Origin of the sequence: Hydrogenophaga sp. PAMC20947 (genome assembly GCF_004795855.1) — a bacterium.
Lineage (GTDB): Bacteria > Pseudomonadota > Gammaproteobacteria > Burkholderiales > Burkholderiaceae_C > Hydrogenophaga.
In genome coordinates, this window is sequence record NZ_CP039252.1 from 952,004 (window position 1) to 968,455 (window position 16,452).

Below are 16,452 nucleotides of genomic sequence, written 5' to 3' on the forward strand. Positions count from 1 at the left end.
GCCGCTGTCTCCGGCGGCGGCCCTCGGGCATGGGCTCCGGGGCAACCGGCCGAGGATAGCATGCAGCAACCCGCGACTGACTTACAGCTTTCGAGGCTCTTGCAGGGCCGCTTCAGAGGGGCTCTGCCCCTATGGGAACCGGGCGCGTACCCGGGCCAGATCCTCGGGGGTATCAACGCCCCCCGCAGGGGCCCCGGCCGCCATATGAACGGCGATGCGTTGGCCATGCCACAAAACGCGCAGTTGCTCCAGGGCTTCGGTCCGCTCCATGGGGGCGGGCTCGAGACTGGGAAAACTGCGCAAGAAGGCGGCACGGTAGCCATAAACCCCGATGTGGCGCAGTGGAGCGGGGTTGGTCAACGCGGTGGGAAGCTCCCCGGGACGCATGCCGTCGCGCCACCAGGGCATGGGCGCACGGCTGAAATACAAGGCAGTCCGGTTGCGGTCGGTCACCAGCTTGACCACGTTGGGGTTGAGGAAATCTGCCACGCTGTCCAGGGCGTGGGCTGCGGTGCTCATGACGCAATCGGGGCGTTGGTGCAGTTCGTTTGCCACCGCCTGGATCAGCTCAGGGTCGATCAAAGGCTCGTCACCTTGCACGTTGACCACCACGGTGTCGTCGTTCAGACCCAGCAACTGGCAGGCCTCGGCCAAGCGGTCGCTGCCCGAGGCATGGTCGGTGCGGGTGAGGATGGCCCGCACGCCGTGGGTTTCGCAGGCCGCGATGATGCGTGGGTCGTCTGCGGCGACGACACAGCTGTCTGCACCACTCAGCTGTGCCTGCCGGGCCACGCGAACCACCATGGGCAGGCCACCAATGTCGGCCAGCGGTTTGTCCGGAAGCCGGCTGGAAGCCATGCGCGCCGGAATCAAAACGGTGAAGTTCTGAGCGTGGGGGCTCCCCGTGCTCATGGGGCAGGGCTGGGCGCGGGCGGGCGGGCGGCTTCTTCTTCGGTGATGGGGCGCGCTTCGTGTTCCAGCAAGACGGGTATGCCGTCGCGGACAGGGTAGGCCAGGCGCGCGCTGCGCGAAATCAGTTCCTGGGTCTCGCGCTGGTAGAGCAAAGGCCCTTTTGTAACCGGGCAGACCAGGAGTTCAAGCAATTTGGTGTCCATGCCGCAATGATAGTCGGCCGAGGCCGTTAAAACAGGGAAGAAAGCTTTGTCAGCCGTCGGTCAACGTCCTCAAAGAATCCTGGGTCGGGGCGCAGTTCGAGCGGGATGGTCCAGATTTGCGGGCGAGAGTCTTGCGGGGCGGCTCGCCAGATCGGGAACAGCTTGACGGCATCTTTTTCGGTGCAGATCAGGGTGCCGCTACAGGCCTGCAGCGTGGCTGAGAGTGTGGCGTTGTCCGCGTGGTCGGGCAGGGCGAGTGTTTGTTGCAACTGCAGGCCGCGTTCGCGAAGCATTTCGAAAAACGTTTCAGGCAGAGCGATGCCGGCCATGGCGACCAAAGGGGTGCCACGCAGCGCGTGCAATTCGATGCACTGTTCTTCTGGCCCCCAGGCGCGGTCGGCCAATCGGCGCTTGGCCTGGTAGATCAGGGCACAGGCCGCAGGAATCGGTGCAGGTTGCGCCTGACCCTCGGCGGTTTGCTGCAGGATCAGGTCTGGCTGGAAGGGTTGGTGCTGTCGCGGTGGCCAAGGCTCACGCAGCAGGCCTGCTGGCAACAGCCACCCATTGCCCACCCCGCGGCTATCGAACACGGCCACCGACAGATCGCGGCCCAAAGCCAGATGCTGCAGGCCGTCATCGCAAAGCAGCAGGTTGACCTCAGGGTATGCGGAGAGCAAGGCGCGAGCGGCCTCGACGCGCCTGGCACCGACGAACACGGGGACCTCCGAGCTGCGTTTGATCAAGGCCGGCTCGTCGCCGCTGTCCACCGCTGGCGTTTCTGCCCGTACTTCGAGCACACCGCCGCCCTGGCGCCCATGACCGCGGGATACCACACCTGGACGCCAGCCTTGGGCTTTCAAATGACTCAGCAGCGCCAGCACGGTTGGTGTCTTTCCGGCACCACCCACCACCACATTGCCCACGACCACAACGGGCACAGGCAGGTGGTGGACGGTGAACAGGCCTCTGGCGTAGAGCGCTCGCCGGATGACGTTGATCAGACCGTAAAGGCAGGACACAGGCCACAGCACACGGGCTTGCCAACCGCGCTCGCGCCAGACAGCTTGCCAGCGCGCTTGCCCTAGGTCCTGGCTCATGGGCAGAGGCGTGTGAGAGCCGTCAGGGCTTGTTGCGCCCGGACTTGCCACCCGATTGCTGGGTGGCAAACGTGATCTGCACCAGACCGGCGCGGCGAGCGGCGTCCATCACGTTGATCACCGACTGGTGTGTGGCGGCAGCGTCCGCGCTGATGATGATGATGGTTTCCTTGCTGTCCTGAGCCGATTGCATCAGTGCGCGGGTGAGCACTTCCACGGTGGCTCCCTCGACCAGATCCTTGTTGACCGCGTAGCGGCCATCGGCGCTGATGGAGACAATGACTTCCTTGGGGTGCTCGCGCTGCGCTTGCGCGTCGGCCACAGGCAGGTTGACCTGCAATTGGGTGAATTTGCTGTAGGTCGTGGTCAGCATCAGGAAGATGAGAACGACCAGCAGGATGTCGATGAACGGAATCAGGTTGATTTCCGGCTCGTCGCGGGTGCCAGGGCGGAAGTTCATGGCTTGCGCAGACTCACCAAATGGCGTGCAAAGCGTTCGGAGGCGATCTCCATGGCCAGCAGGAAGTCGTCCACGCGCGCCCGGAAGTAGCGCCAGAAAATCAGCGCGGGGATGGCCACAATCAGGCCAAAAGCGGTGTTGTACAGGGCAATCGAAATGCCGTGGGCCAGTTGCTCAGGGTTACCGCCGCCGGGAACTGTGCCCATGCCGCCGTCGCCCCCCTGGGAGCCGAAGATCTCGATCATGCCTATCACCGTTCCGAGCAGCCCAAGCAAAGGCGCGGCCGAGGCGATGGTGGCGAGTGCGCCCAGATAGCGCTGAAGCTTGGCTGCACCCTGGCGTCCAGCACCTTCCAGTGCGGAGCGCAAATCGTCTTCGCTGGCCCGCGGGTTGTTGTTGAGGGCACGGAAGCCACTGGCGAGGACTTCGCCCAGCACCGAGTTTTGCTCAAGCTGGCTCACGACATCGGCACCAGGCACGCCATTTCGAGACACCATGATGGCCTCGTCCAGCAACTGTGGCGGCACAATTTTGGCCGTTTTGAGGCTGACAAATCGCTCGATAACCAGGGTCAAGCCCAGGACAGAACAGATGATCAGCGGCCAGATGGGCCAGCCGGCCGCTTGTATGATGGAAAACAAATCGGAGCTCCGGAGATGGGTGGCCGCTCGTGCCACCGGACTGCAATCTTTGGGATTATGTCTCAGCCGATTGTGCCGATGGCTGCGCACCCTTCCGGGCGTCCGCGAGTCCACTCCCTATCCAACCTCGATTTCATGCACAGAAACTGTGGATAACTTTGTGAAGAACCTGAGGCCGGAGAGGCCCTTGGCCGCGCCAGGGCTCGTTTTCAACAGATCGATGACAAAACAGGCAGTGCAAAACGCTTCTAAATCAATAGCTTGGCGCGCAGCCCTTGTCCTGCGCGCACTTTCGCCCTACCAGCCCAGAAAAGCTGTGGGCTGTGGACACTTTTTCACCGGAGCGCCTTGTGCCTGATGCTTTTCAAGGCGAAAACCCCGCAGGACAGCGCTTGATCTGGGCGGTTGGGCCGCTCATGCGTGCCATTGCAGACACGTTGTCTGCCCGGTTCAACCCGGTGGCCGTCCGCGGCGAAATATCGGGATTTTCCCGTGCGGCCAGTGGCCACTGCTACTTTTCCTTAAAAGACGAGGCCGGGCAGATCCGCTGTGCCATGTTTCGCCGCAGCGCAGACCAGCTGAACTTCGCGCCCCGGGACGGGCAGGTGGTTGAAGCCCATGGGAAACTGGATGTTTACGGGCCGCGGGGTGACTTGCAGCTGATCGTGGAGGCGCTGAAGCCCGCCGGGCAAGGCAATCTGTTTGAGCAGTTTCTCCGTTTGAAGGCGAAACTGGAAGCTGAGGGGTTGTTTGACAACGCCCGAAAGCGGGGGGTGCCGTCACAACCCCGCAGCATTGGTGTGGTGACTTCGCTGGGGGCGGCCGCCTTGCGGGACGTTGTCACAGCGTTGCGCCGCCGTGTGCCTCACATCCCGGTGGTGATCTACCCAGCGGCCGTACAGGGCTCGCAGGCACCCGCCGAGCTGTGCGCAGCCCTGCGCAAGGCCTACCAGCGGCATGCAGCCAAGGGTGAGGCCGAAGTCTTGCTGCTGGTGCGCGGCGGGGGCTCGCTGGAAGACCTGTGGTCGTTCAACGACGAAGGGTTGGTGCGTTGCCTGGCTGAAGCGCCGATGCCGGTGGTCTGCGGCGTGGGTCACGAAACGGACTTCACATTGGCCGATTTTGTGGCCGATTTGCGCGCGCCCACGCCGACCGCTGCGGCCGAGATGTGTGCCCCGGCACGCGAGGTTCGGCTTGGGGAGCTGGCGTATTTCCAGGAGCGCCTGACCGATGCCGTCTGGAGCAGCATGGATCAGCGTGCGCAGCGCCTGGACCGTTTGGCCCACCGAATGGGGCGGCCTTCAACCCGGTTGCACGATAGCCGGCAAAGCTTGTTGTCGCTGCAGCACCGGCTCCAGCGGGGCCTTGCTCTGACCGTTCAGGCTCAGCACAATGCGTTGCAGCGGCTGGACGGCCAGTTGCCACGCGCCGCACAGCAGTGGGTTGAGCTTCAGCATCACAGGCTAGAGCACGCGCAAGCCCGCCTGTCATCCCTCGATCCGCAGCGGGTTCTGGAGCGCGGATATGCCTTGCTGACAGACTCTAGTGGCGAAGCCATCACGCAGGCAGGGCAGGCCCTGGCAGGTCAGCAGGTCCAGGCTCGATTGGCGGACGGATCCCTGGATCTGCGGGTTGAAACCGTTTCGGAATAAAAACCTTGGTCACATTGACGGCATGGTCGATGCCTACAATGTCTGGTGCTTTGCTTGATTGCCAAGCCCAATACGTCCCACACACACAGAAAGAGGAATCCCATGGAACATACCTTGCCCGTTTTGCCCTATGCCATCGACGCGCTGGCACCTCACTATTCCCAGGAGACGCTGGAATTCCACCATGGCAAGCACCACAACGCCTATGTGGTCAACCTGAACAACCTGCAAAAAGGGACCGAGTTTGAAGCGATGGACCTGGAGTCCATCGTGAAGAAGGCCAGCGGCGGTGTTTACAACAACGCGGCCCAGATCTGGAACCACACCTTCTTCTGGAGCTGCATGAAGCCCAATGGCGGCGGCGAGCCCTCAGGCGCGCTGGCCGCGGCGATCACCGCCAAGTTCGGCAGCTACGCAGCATTCAAGGAAGCTTTCGTCAAGAGCGCCGTGGGCAACTTCGGCTCGGGTTGGACCTGGCTGGTGAAAAAGGCCGATGGTTCGGTCGATATCGTCAACATGGGCGCTGCCGGCACCCCGTTGACCACGGGCGACAAGGCTTTGCTGACCGTGGACGTGTGGGAGCACGCCTACTACATCGACTACCGAAATGCCCGTCCAAAGTTTGTTGAAACCTACCTCGACAAGTTGGTCAACTGGTCGTTTGCTGAAGCCAATTTCGCTTAAGCCATCGTGACGGTTTGAATGAAAGCCCGACGGCCTGGCCCTCGGGCTTTTTTCATGGGGAAATTGCACGGCGCCCCCGGCCCAGGAATGCTCACCTCCCCTGGTCGACCGGTGTGAGCATCAAAAAAACAGCCGCTATTTTTCGAAAACTTTCACGATGTGAGATATCACTTCAAAAAATGAAGTTGAGGTCAGTGCATTGAAAGCAAAATCTTGGACTATCCGCATGTTCTGCTGACGGCACAACCGGACAGCGGGGTCCCGATAACGATTCACGGAGCAAATTCATGAGCCAAAAGCAACCCACCATCATTTACACGCTGACCGACGAGGCACCCTTGCTCGCGACCCGCGCTTTTCTGCCCATCCTCCAGGCCTTCGCTGCGCCGGCTGGCATCAACGTCGAGACCAGCGATATTTCGGTGGCGGCGCGCATCTTGGGGGCCTTCCCCGAGTGCCTGACTGAAGAACAGCGTGTCACCGACAACCTCGCCGCGCTGGGCAAGCTCACCTTGCAGGCCGATGCCAACATCATCAAGCTGCCGAACATCAGCGCCTCGGTGTCGCAGCTGATCAGTGCAATCAAGGAACTGCAGAGCAAGGGCTATGCCTTGCCCGACTACCCCGAATCGCCCAAGACGGAAGAAGAAAAAGCGCTCCGTGCGCGCTATTCCAAATGCACCGGTAGCGCGGTGAATCCAGTGCTGCGTGAAGGCAACTCAGATCGCCGTGCGCCACGCGCAGTGAAAGAATATGCCCGCAAGAATCCGCATTCCATGGCGGACTGGAGCCAGGCCTCGCGCACCCATGTGTCCCACATGCACGGCGGCGATTTCTACCATGGCGAAAAATCCATAACGCTCGACAAGGCGCGCGACGTCAAGATGGAACTGATCACCAAGAGTGGCAAAGCCATTGTGCTCAAGGAAAAGGTGTCGCTGCAGGACCGCGAAGTCATTGACAGCATGTACATGAGCAAGAAGGCCTTGCTGGAGTTCTACGAAAAGGAAATTCAGGACGCGTACAAGACGGGCGTGATGTTCTCGCTGCACGTCAAGGCCACCATGATGAAGGTGTCGCACCCCATCGTTTTTGGCCACTGCGTGCGTATTTTTTACAAGGATGCCTTTGAGAAGCACGCCAAGCTGTTTGAACAGCTGGGTGTGAACGTCAACAACGGCATGGTCAACCTCTACGACAAGCTGGCTACGCTGCCCCAGTCGCAGCGCGAAGAGGTGATTGCCGATCTGCACGCCTGCCACGAAGGCCGCCCCGAGCTGGCCATGGTGGACTCGGCCAAGGGCATTACCAACTTCCATTCGCCCAACGACGTGATCGTCGACGCTTCCATGCCCGCCATGATCCGCAACGGCGGCAAGATGTGGGGTGCCGATGGCCGCCTGAAGGACGTCAAGGCTGTGATGCCGGAATCGACCTTTGCCCGTATCTATCAGGAGATCATCAACTTCTGCAAATGGCATGGCAATTTCGATCCCAAGACCATGGGCACCGTGCCCAACGTGGGACTGATGGCGCAGCAAGCCGAAGAATACGGTTCGCACGACAAGACCTTTGAAATGGCAGAAGACGGTGTGGCCAACATCACCGACATCGCCACTGGCGAAGTCTTGTTGAGTCAAGACGTGGAAGTGGGCGATATCTGGCGCATGTGCCAGGTGAAAGACGCTGCCATTCGCGACTGGGTGAAGCTGGCAGTGACCCGTGCACGCAATTCCGGCATGCCCGTGGTGTTCTGGCTGGATGCTTACCGCCCGCACGAAGCCCAGCTCATCACCAAGGTCAAGATGTACTTGCACGAGCACAACACCCTGGGTCTGGACATCCAGATCATGAGCCAGGTGCGTGCCATGCGCTATACGCTGGAGCGCGTGGTGCGCGGTCTGGACACCATCAGTGCAACAGGCAACATCCTGCGCGATTACCTGACCGACTTGTTCCCCATCATGGAGCTGGGCACCAGCGCCAAGATGCTGTCCATCGTGCCCTTGATGGCGGGTGGCGGCATGTACGAAACGGGTGCCGGCGGCTCTGCGCCCAAGCATGTGCAGCAGCTGGTAGAGGAAAACCACCTGCGCTGGGATTCGCTGGGTGAATTCCTGGCGCTGGCGGCTTCGCTGGAAGATCTGAGTGTGAAAACCGGCAACACCCAGGCCAAGATCCTCGCGCAGACATTGGATTCAGCGACAGGCAAGCTGCTGGACAACAACAAGAACCCTTCACCCAAGACGGGGCAACTCGACAACCGCGGCAGCCAGTTTTATCTGGCCCTTTACTGGGCGCAGGCGCTGGCGGCCCAGACCGATGACGCTGCGTTGGCCAAGCAATATGCGCCACTGGCCAAACAGCTGACCGACAACGAGAAGGTCATCGTGGACGAGCTGGCTTCGGTGCAGGGCCATGCGGTGGATATTGGTGGGTATTACCAGCCCGATCTTGCCAAGCTGGATGCGATCATGCGCCCCAGCAAAACCCTGAACGGGGTTCTGGCGGCGGTCAAGGCCTGATCGAACCGGCGTTCGCAGCTGAAGGCGGTGCAGTGATGCACCGCCTTTCTCTATTTGCGTGCCTGGAATCCGCCCAGCCGGCTGCCCGCAGCCATCCCCCGTTTGGCGAACCAGCCCTGGTTCATCTCCAGCACGAAGCGCACAGGCTCTGTCGAGCAGTGGGAGTCGGTGGTCTGGGGTTTCATGTCCACCAGATTCACGATGCGGCCGTCTTCGGCCACAAAGGCTGCGGTCAAGGGCAGCAAGGTGTTTTTCATCCAGAAACACTGGGTGGCTGGCTGCTCGAAAACAAACAGCATGCCCTCCTGAGTGGGCATGTTTTCCCGGTGCATCAAGCCAATCTGGCGTTGCTCAGGGGTCTGGGCGACCTGCGCGTCGATCAGGTGCATCCCGGCCGTGAGCTTCACGCGCGGCAAGCCTGATTGGGGTTGTTCCTGGCTCATTGCAGAGCCCACGCAGGTCAGGAGAAGTGCGGCAAGAAGCGGGCGCAGGCAGTTCATGGTGAATAGGCAAGGGCTAGAATGATTTGAATGACCCGCGAGACCTTAGAAAGTTGCGTGGGTTTGTACCTTCCATCGTATCGAAACCAGAGACAGGCTTCCATGTACCAACACATCCAAGTGCCCGAAAAGGGGCAAAAGATCACCGTCAACGCCGACATGTCGCTCAATGTGCCCGATGAACCCATCGTGCCGTTCATCGAAGGTGATGGAACTGGCAAGGACATCACGCCGGTGATGCTCAAGGTGGTGGATGCTGCCGTGGCCAAAGCCTATGGAGGCCAGAAGAAAATTCACTGGATGGAGGTGTACGCGGGCGAGAAATCAACGCAAGTCTATGGCCCTGATGTCTGGCTCCCTGAAGAAACCCTGGCCGCTTTGCGGGAGTTTGTGGTGTCGATCAAGGGCCCCTTGACCACGCCAGTGGGCGGCGGTATCCGCTCTTTGAATGTGGCGCTGCGTCAGGAGCTCGATCTTTACGTTTGCCTGCGCCCGGTTCAGTATTTCAAGGGCGTGCCATCGCCGGTGAAAGAACCCCAAAAAGTCGACATGGTGATCTTCCGCGAGAACTCGGAAGACATTTACGCCGGCATTGAGTACGAGGCCGAGTCCGACAAGGCCAAAAAGCTCATCAAGTTTCTGCAAGACGAGATGGGCGTCACCAAGATCCGTTTCCCCAACACCTCGGGTATTGGCATCAAGCCTGTGAGCCGCGAAGGCACAGAACGCCTGGTCCGCAAAGCCATCCAGTACGCCATCGACAACGACAAACCCAGTGTGACCATCGTGCACAAGGGCAACATCATGAAGTACACCGAAGGTGGCTTCCGCGACTGGGCCTATGGCCTGGCACAGAAGGAATTTGGTGCTCAACTGGTGGACGGCGGCCCCTGGTGCAAGTTCAAGAACCCCAAGACCGGCAAAGACATCACGGTCAAGGATGTCATCGCCGATGCTTTCTTGCAGCAAATTTTGTTGCGCCCCGCCGAATACTCGGTGGTCGCCACGCTGAACCTGAATGGCGACTACATCTCCGACGCATTGGCCGCTCAGGTCGGGGGCATTGGCATCGCACCGGGCGCCAACCTGTCGGACTCCGTGGCCTGTTTTGAAGCCACCCATGGCACAGCGCCCAAATACGCGGGCAAAGACTATGTGAATCCAGGCTCAGAAATTCTGTCGGCCGAGATGATGTTGCGTCACATGGGCTGGACGGCCGCGGCTGATCTGATCATCAGTTCGCTTGAAAAGGCCATCCTGTCCAAAAAAGTGACCTATGACTTTGCCCGCCTCATGGAGGGCGCAACCCAGGTCAGCTGCTCTGGCTTCGGCGAGGTCATGATCGATCAGATGTAAGGTGATGGGTGGCCCTTGCAGGCACCGCGCTGAAAGCCCCGAAGCCATTCGGGGCTTTTTTCTTGGGCAGTCCCCATTCGAGGGGTTTGGAAACACCATGGGCAGCCCCCGGACGCGATGGGCAGGGCAGACTGGGTACTGAGACACTGGCGGCGAAAGCTTTGTAAAGTGGAAAAACCTGCCAGAAACAGCCCAAATTAGGCGCTTGAGCCCGAGCGATAGCGCCACAATGGCACATGGCTCAGATCAATCTTGACCCAAACAGCGGGGCGACCGACCCCTTGTCGAGGCTTCCGTTTAGTCATTCGGCAGGCGAGGCTTTTGGCGGACCGCTAGAATCGATTTCATGGCCACCCAGAAACCCAAAACACCGGAGAACCCGGTTGCCCCACCCGGCACCGGCAGCGACGATGCAGTTGTGCTCGAGCGCCGGACCCAGCGCACCCAACCACCGCAGATGTTCCAGGTGGTGCTGCTCAACGACGACTTCACCCCCATGGAGTTCGTTGTTCATGTCATCCAGGAGTACTTCAGCAAGGACAGGGAAACAGCCACCCAGATCATGCTCAAGATTCACCTGGAGGGCAAAGGCATTTGTGGGGTCTATTCCCGCGATGTGGCCAGTACCAAAGTGGATCAGGTGTCGCAGGCCGCCCGTCAATCCGGGCATCCCCTGCAGTGTTTGAGTGAACCGGTTGAATAAATCGGTATCCACCCCAATTGATGGTCTCTTCCGTCGAAAACCACCGACCTTCGTTCGCGTAGCAGAACTCTCACCAGCACAAAGGAAGTGTCCATGATTGCCCAGGAACTTGAAGTCAGTTTGCATATGGCCTTTGTTGAGGCACGGCAGCAACGGCACGAATTCATCACCGTCGAGCATTTGCTGCTCGCCTTGCTCGACAACCCCAGCGCGGCCGAAGTGCTGCGCGCCTGCTCGGCCAATGTGGACGACTTGCGCAAATCGCTGACCAATTTCATCAAAGACAACACGCCGCAGGTGGCGGGTTCGGATGAAGTTGACACACAACCCACGCTGGGCTTCCAGCGTGTGATCCAACGCGCCATCATGCACGTGCAGTCCACGGGCAATGGCAAGAAGGAAGTCACCGGCGCCAACGTGCTGGTGGCGATCTTTGGTGAAAAAGATTCTCACGCCGTCTATTACCTCCACCAGCAGGGTGTGACCCGCCTGGATGTGGTGAACTTCATCGCCCACGGTATCCGCAAAAGCGATCCACCCGAGGCGGCCAAGCCGGGCGAAAGCGCGGCTGAGAACGAAGAAGCTGGCGAAGCCAAGTCGAATGAAAAGGCTTCGCCGCTGGAGCAATTCACGCAGAACCTCAACCAGATGGCCAAAGACGGCAAGATCGATCCGCTGATCGGCCGCGAGTTCGAGGTCGAGCGCACCATCCAGATTCTGTGCCGCCGCCGCAAGAACAACCCGCTGCTGGTGGGTGAAGCCGGCGTGGGCAAAACCGCGATTGCTGAAGGCTTGGCCTGGCGCATCACCCAGGGTGAAGTGCCCGAGATCCTGGCTGAGGGCATCGTCTATTCGCTCGACATGGGTGCATTGCTGGCCGGCACCAAATACCGTGGCGATTTTGAGCAGCGCCTGAAGGGTGTGCTCAAGTCGCTGAAAGACAAGCCAAACGCCATCCTGTTTATCGACGAAATCCACACCCTGATCGGCGCCGGCGCGGCCTCCGGCGGCACGCTGGACGCCTCCAACCTCTTGAAGCCAGCACTGTCCAGTGGCCAGCTCAAGTGCATTGGTGCGACCACTTTCACCGAGTACCGCGGTATTTTCGAAAAAGACGCTGCCCTGTCGCGCCGCTTCCAGAAAGTTGACGTGGTGGAGCCGACCGTGCAGGAAACGGTGGACATCCTCAAGGGCTTGAAGTCGCGTTTTGAAGAGCACCACGGCGTGAAGTACGCGTTGGCCGCCTTGCAGGCTGCCGCCGAGCTCAGCGCCAAGTACATCAACGACCGTCATTTGCCTGACAAGGCCATCGATGTGATCGACGAGGCCGGTGCAGCGCAACGTATCCTGCCGGTATCCAAGCGCAAGAAAACCATCACCAAGGCTGAGGTGGAAGAGATTGTGGCCAAGATCGCCCGCATTCCCCCGGCCAACGTGTCCAACGACGACCGGGGCAAGTTGCAAACGCTGGAACGCGACCTCAAGAGTGTGGTGTTCGGACAAGACAAGGCCTTGGAGGTCCTGGCGGCCAGCGTCAAGATGGCGCGCTCCGGTCTCGGCCGGGCCGACAAGCCGATTGGTGCATTCCTGTTCAGCGGACCTACGGGCGTGGGCAAGACCGAGGCCGCCAAGCAGCTGGCCTACATCATGGGTATCGATCTGTTGCGCTTCGACATGTCGGAGTACATGGAACGCCATGCGGTGAGCCGCCTGATCGGCGCGCCTCCTGGCTACGTGGGTTTTGATCAAGGGGGTTTGCTGACCGAGGCCATCACCAAGAAGCCGCATTGCGTGCTGTTGCTGGATGAAATCGAGAAGGCACACCCCGATATCTTCAACGTGTTGCTGCAGGTCATGGACCACGGCACGCTGACGGACAGCAACGGACGCAAGGCCGATTTCCGCAATGTCATCATGATCATGACGACCAATGCGGGAGCCGAGACCATGAACAAGGCGAGCATTGGCTTCACCAATCCGCGCGAAGCCGGTGACGAAATGGCTGACATCAAGCGCCTGTTCACGCCCGAGTTCCGCAACCGTCTGGACGCCATGGTGGGGTTCAAGGCGCTGGATGAAAACGTGATCATGCGTGTGGTGGACAAGTTCTTGTTGCAACTGGAAGTTCAGTTGACCGAGAAGAAAGTCGAGGTCACTTTTACCGATGCCCTGCGCAAGCACCTCGCCAAGAAGGGCTTCGATCCGCTCATGGGTGCGCGCCCGATGCAGCGCCTGATCCAGGACACCATTCGCCGTGCCCTGGCCGACGAACTGCTGTTCGGTCGCTTGACCGATGGTGGGCGTCTGACGGTGGATCTGGAACTCAAGAAAGACGACAAAGGCGTGGAGACGTCCGAAGTCAAGCTCGATATCCAGCCGCTCCCCAAGAAAGAGGGCAAGTCCAAGCCGGCCGAAGTGCCCGCTGCGGCTGCTGACTGAGGCCGCTCTTCAGCGCGAAAAAAGGCCCGGTGATTCACCGGGCTTTTTTTTTGTGGATTCACGCCCCGTTCGAAGGGGGCAGCGGGTGCGCCGGTCGCTGTTGTGGTTGGCTTCGCCATCGGGGATGGGTTCAGCCGAGGGCATCATGCGCAAGGCACCGCCGTCATTTCCTCAACTGTTGACGCGCGCCGCCGCTCAGCCATCGGCGGGATCGTCGCTGCTGCCACCGCTCAGTACCGCGGCCAGGGGGCATGGGCGTGCCGATTGGGTGTCAGTGCGGGGCGGTCAGTGTGTTGAAGCCAAAGGCATGGCAGTGCTCATTGGCTTTTAAAGGGCAGCGTAGGCTGAGCGCAAGGCTTCGATCCGGTCGCGGTTGGCGCCGAAGTCATTTTGGCCGAGGCGGCTCGCGCTGCGCAGCTCGATCACCTGACGCTCTGGATTGATCCAGAACTCCAGATCGTCTGTGAACTTCAACCAGTGTGTTTGTGCCTGGGCGCGAAGGTAGCCGGGGGTTTGTTCGACGATGCTGACGCCGTCCATGCCTTGCAGGGCCTGGGTGAGTGCAGTCAGGCTGGCTTCGGAGCCGCCCGGCTTCAAGGGCAGCGGATCGATCTGGGCAAAACTTTGCTGGGCATGCCCGGGATACAGCGCGGCCTGGCTGGAGACGCAGTTGGGTGCGTTGGACAAGGCTTTCAAGCGGCCCTCGGTGACCCCCAAACCAGCGGGCACTTCACCACGAAGCCATCCCGCCTGACCGGCCACGAACACCAGCAGAGGCAAGGCCACAACCAACAAAAGAAACCACTTCATGATCGTTCGCCCCATTTATCGCTTCCCACCGAGCAAACCACCCAAAATCCCCCGAACCAACTGACGACCCAGACCGCTGGCGACGCTGCGTGCCGCTGTCTTGGCCATGGTCTGCACCAACCCATCGTACTGACCACCCCTGGGGCCGGTCCGGCCGAACAACGCCTCGTTCACCATGCTACCGAAACCACCGCTGTCTTTGGCTTCTTCCTGCTTGGCGGCGCCTGGGATGCGGGGCGTTTTAGGCGCATCACGGGCTTCGGCCTCTGCCTGGGCCAGGTTGGCTTCGGTGCGGGTGTTAAAAATTTCGTAAGCACTCTCGCGGTCAATGGTCTTTTCGTAGACGCCCGCCACCAGCGACTCCTTGAGCAAGGTTTGGCGCTGCGCTGCCGTGATAGGGCCGAGCTGGCTGCCGGGGGGCAGCACAAACACCCGCTCTGTTTCGCTGGGGCGCCCTTTGGCATCAAGGAAGCTGATCAGGGCCTCACCCACGGCCAGCTCGGTGATGGCGGCTTCGATATCCAGTCCCGCCTTGGGGCGCATCGTTTCCGCCGTGGCTTTGACCGCTTTCTGGTCCCGCGGTGTAAAAGCGCGCAGGGCATGCTGCACCCGATTGCCGAGCTGCCCCAGCACACTGTCAGGCACATCCAGGGGGTTTTGCGTCACGAAATAAACGCCCACGCCCTTGGAGCGCACCAAGCGGACGACCAGCTCAATGCGCTCGATCAGGACCTTGGGTGCGTCGTTGAACAACAGGTGGGCCTCGTCGAAGAAGAACACCAGCTTGGGCTTGTCCGGATCGCCGATCTCGGGCAGCATTTCAAACAGCTCGGACAGCATCCACAGCAAAAACGTGGCGTAGAGGCGGGGCGCGTTCATCAGCTTGTCGGCGGTGAGGATGTTGATCACCCCTTTGCCACCCACGGTCTGCATGAAATCGCTGATGTTGAGCATGGGCTCGCCGAAGAACTGATCGCCCCCTTGCTGTTCGATCTGCATCAGGCCGCGCTGGATGGCGCCGATGCTGGCCGCACTGATGTTGCCGTATTCCGTGGTGAATTGTTTCGCGTTGTCGCCGGTGTGTTGCAAGATGGCCCGAAGGTCTTTCATATCCAGCAGCAGCAATCCGTTGTCGTCCGCAATCTTGAAGACCAGGTTGAGCACGCCCGACTGGGTGTCGTTCAAATCAAGCATGCGCGACAGCAACAAGGGTCCCATGTCGCTCACGGTGGCGCGCACCGGGTGCCCTTGTTCTCCAAACACATCCCACAAGGTGGTGGGGCAAGCCATCGGATCGGGCAGGGCGATGCCACGGTCTTTCAAAATGCCCGCGATCTTCTCGCCAAAGGCGCCCTTCTGGCTGATGCCGGTCAAATCACCTTTGACGTCCGCCATGAACACAGGAACGCCCAGGTTGGAGAACTGCTCGGCCAGCGCTTGCAGCGTCACAGTCTTGCCAGTGCCGGTGGCTCCGGTGATCAGACCGTGCCGGTTGGCCAGGCCTGGCATCAGGTGGCATTGGGTCTGAGCGTTCTGGGCGATGAGCATCGGTTCGGCCATGTGGGGCATCCTTCAGGGGCGTTGTTCGGGGCGCGTTCGGGGGTAATCGTAAAATCGCAGGTTATTAGACCAAATTCCGGTCAGTTAAAAGGATTCTCTCGTGGCTGGACACAGCAAATGGGCCAATATTCAACACCGCAAGGGCCGGCAGGATGAAAAGCGGGGCAAGATCTGGACGCGGGTGATCCGCGAGATCACTGTGGCCGCACGGACCGGTGGTGGTGATCCCGCCATGAACCCGCGGTTGCGGCTGGCCATCGAAAAAGCCAAATCGGCCAACATGCCGGCCGACCGCATCAAGTACAACGTTGACAAGGCTTCGGGCAATCTGGAGGGGCAGGCGCTCGAAGAGATCCGTTACGAGGGTTACGGCATCGCTGGCGCAGCGATCATCGTTGACACGATGACGGACAACAAGGTCAGGACCGTGGCCGAAGTGCGCCATGCCTTCAACAAATACGGCGGCAACCTGGGTACCGATGGTTCGGTGGCTTTCCAGTTCAAGCACTGTGGGCAGATCATTTTTGCCCCTGGTACCTCGGAAGAGCTGGTCATGAATGTGGCCCTGGAAGCGGGCGCGGAAGATGTCATCAAGGGCGACGATGGCGCCATCGAGGTGCTGACCGCCGCGCCGGATATGGAAGCGGTGAAAGAGGCGCTGGAAGCCGCAGGGCTGATCGCAGAAGTGGCCGAGGTCACGATGCGCTCCGACAACACGATTGAGCTGTCTGGCGATGACGCAGAGCGCATGCAAAAACTGCTGGACGTGCTGGAAGACCTGGACGATGTTCAGGAGGTGTTTCACAACGCAAGTCTCTAGATTTGCCCACCCCTGCGCCGCGCTGTTCGCGTCACCCCTCAAGGGGGTGCTGCTGGCAACTTGGGCTGGAACATTTCGCGCCCAATGGGG

15 protein-coding genes are annotated in these 16,452 nt (G+C 60.4%); 7 read left to right on the forward strand and 8 right to left on the reverse strand.

Annotation, left to right across the window (positions count from 1 at the left end; translation table 11 throughout):
* Positions 1-129 precede the first annotated feature (129 nt).
* Genes kdsB through E5678_RS04365 form a run of 5 tightly spaced genes read right to left on the reverse strand, consistent with a single transcriptional unit; the run spans position 130 to position 3,313 of the window.
* Positions 130-912, reverse strand: a complete 783-nt coding sequence (gene kdsB, locus E5678_RS04345) for a 3-deoxy-manno-octulosonate cytidylyltransferase (protein WP_136177386.1) — start codon at positions 910-912, stop codon at positions 130-132.
* Positions 909-1,115, reverse strand: a complete 207-nt coding sequence (locus tag E5678_RS04350) for a Trm112 family protein (RefSeq protein ID WP_136177387.1) — start codon at positions 1,113-1,115, stop codon at positions 909-911. The genes kdsB and E5678_RS04350 overlap by 4 nt, the downstream gene beginning before the upstream one ends.
* Positions 1,116-1,141: 26 nt before the next feature.
* Positions 1,142-2,212, reverse strand: a complete 1,071-nt coding sequence (gene lpxK / locus E5678_RS04355; protein ID WP_136177388.1) for a tetraacyldisaccharide 4'-kinase — start codon at positions 2,210-2,212, stop codon at positions 1,142-1,144.
* Between the two features lie 22 nt (positions 2,213-2,234).
* A complete protein-coding gene (locus tag E5678_RS04360; RefSeq protein ID WP_136177389.1) occupies positions 2,235-2,672 on the reverse strand; it encodes a biopolymer transporter ExbD in 438 nt (145 codons plus the stop codon).
* On the reverse strand, positions 2,669-3,313 hold the full coding sequence (locus E5678_RS04365) for a MotA/TolQ/ExbB proton channel family protein (protein WP_136177390.1): 645 nt from the start codon (positions 3,311-3,313) through the stop codon (positions 2,669-2,671). Before E5678_RS04365 ends, E5678_RS04360 begins: the two co-directional genes overlap by 4 nt.
* A gap of 416 nt (positions 3,314-3,729) precedes the next feature.
* Between E5678_RS04365 and xseA the strand changes: the two genes are divergently transcribed.
* The 3 genes from xseA (at position 3,730) to E5678_RS04380 (ending at position 8,174) form a co-directional block, all read left to right on the forward strand.
* Complete coding sequence (gene xseA / locus E5678_RS04370; RefSeq protein ID WP_136180628.1) at positions 3,730-4,965, forward strand: exodeoxyribonuclease VII large subunit; 1,236 nt, start codon at positions 3,730-3,732, stop codon at positions 4,963-4,965.
* Positions 4,966-5,067: 102 nt separating this feature from the next.
* Entirely contained in the window at positions 5,068-5,649 is a 582-nt protein-coding gene (locus E5678_RS04375; protein ID WP_136177391.1) for a Fe-Mn family superoxide dismutase, read from the forward strand.
* Positions 5,650-5,936: 287 nt separating this feature from the next.
* Complete coding sequence (locus E5678_RS04380) at positions 5,937-8,174, forward strand: NADP-dependent isocitrate dehydrogenase (RefSeq protein WP_136177392.1); 2,238 nt, start codon at positions 5,937-5,939, stop codon at positions 8,172-8,174.
* Between the two features lie 50 nt (positions 8,175-8,224).
* On the opposite strand, the gene E5678_RS04385 is transcribed toward E5678_RS04380, so the two are convergent.
* Entirely contained in the window at positions 8,225-8,674 is a 450-nt protein-coding gene (locus tag E5678_RS04385; RefSeq protein WP_136177393.1) for a DUF192 domain-containing protein, read from the reverse strand.
* Between the two features lie 102 nt (positions 8,675-8,776).
* Between E5678_RS04385 and icd the strand changes: the two genes are divergently transcribed.
* From icd to clpA, 3 genes are all read left to right on the forward strand, one after another.
* A complete protein-coding gene (icd, locus tag E5678_RS04390) occupies positions 8,777-10,030 on the forward strand; it encodes an NADP-dependent isocitrate dehydrogenase (RefSeq protein WP_136177394.1) in 1,254 nt (417 codons plus the stop codon).
* Between the two features lie 346 nt (positions 10,031-10,376).
* Entirely contained in the window at positions 10,377-10,733 is a 357-nt protein-coding gene (gene clpS / locus E5678_RS04395) for an ATP-dependent Clp protease adapter ClpS (RefSeq protein ID WP_136177395.1), read from the forward strand.
* A gap of 93 nt (positions 10,734-10,826) precedes the next feature.
* Entirely contained in the window at positions 10,827-13,172 is a 2,346-nt protein-coding gene (gene clpA / locus E5678_RS04400; protein WP_136177396.1) for an ATP-dependent Clp protease ATP-binding subunit ClpA, read from the forward strand.
* 327 nt (positions 13,173-13,499) lie between these two features.
* Here clpA and E5678_RS04405 read toward each other — a convergent pair whose 3' ends face one another.
* Positions 13,500-13,982, reverse strand: coding sequence for a DUF1499 domain-containing protein (locus E5678_RS04405; RefSeq protein WP_136177397.1), 483 nt, complete (start codon positions 13,980-13,982; stop codon positions 13,500-13,502).
* A gap of 15 nt (positions 13,983-13,997) precedes the next feature.
* Positions 13,998-15,542 carry a helicase HerA-like domain-containing protein gene (locus tag E5678_RS04410; protein ID WP_136177398.1) on the reverse strand — a complete coding sequence of 515 codons (1,545 nt, stop codon included), beginning with the start codon at positions 15,540-15,542 and terminating at the stop codon, positions 13,998-14,000.
* 100 nt (positions 15,543-15,642) lie between these two features.
* On the opposite strand from E5678_RS04410, the gene E5678_RS04415 reads away from it, so the two are divergent.
* The gene (locus E5678_RS04415; RefSeq protein WP_136177399.1) at positions 15,643-16,362 is read left to right on the forward strand and encodes a YebC/PmpR family DNA-binding transcriptional regulator; all 720 of its coding nucleotides are present in this window, start codon (positions 15,643-15,645) and stop codon (positions 16,360-16,362) included.
* The last annotated feature ends 90 nt before the right edge of the window (positions 16,363-16,452 follow it).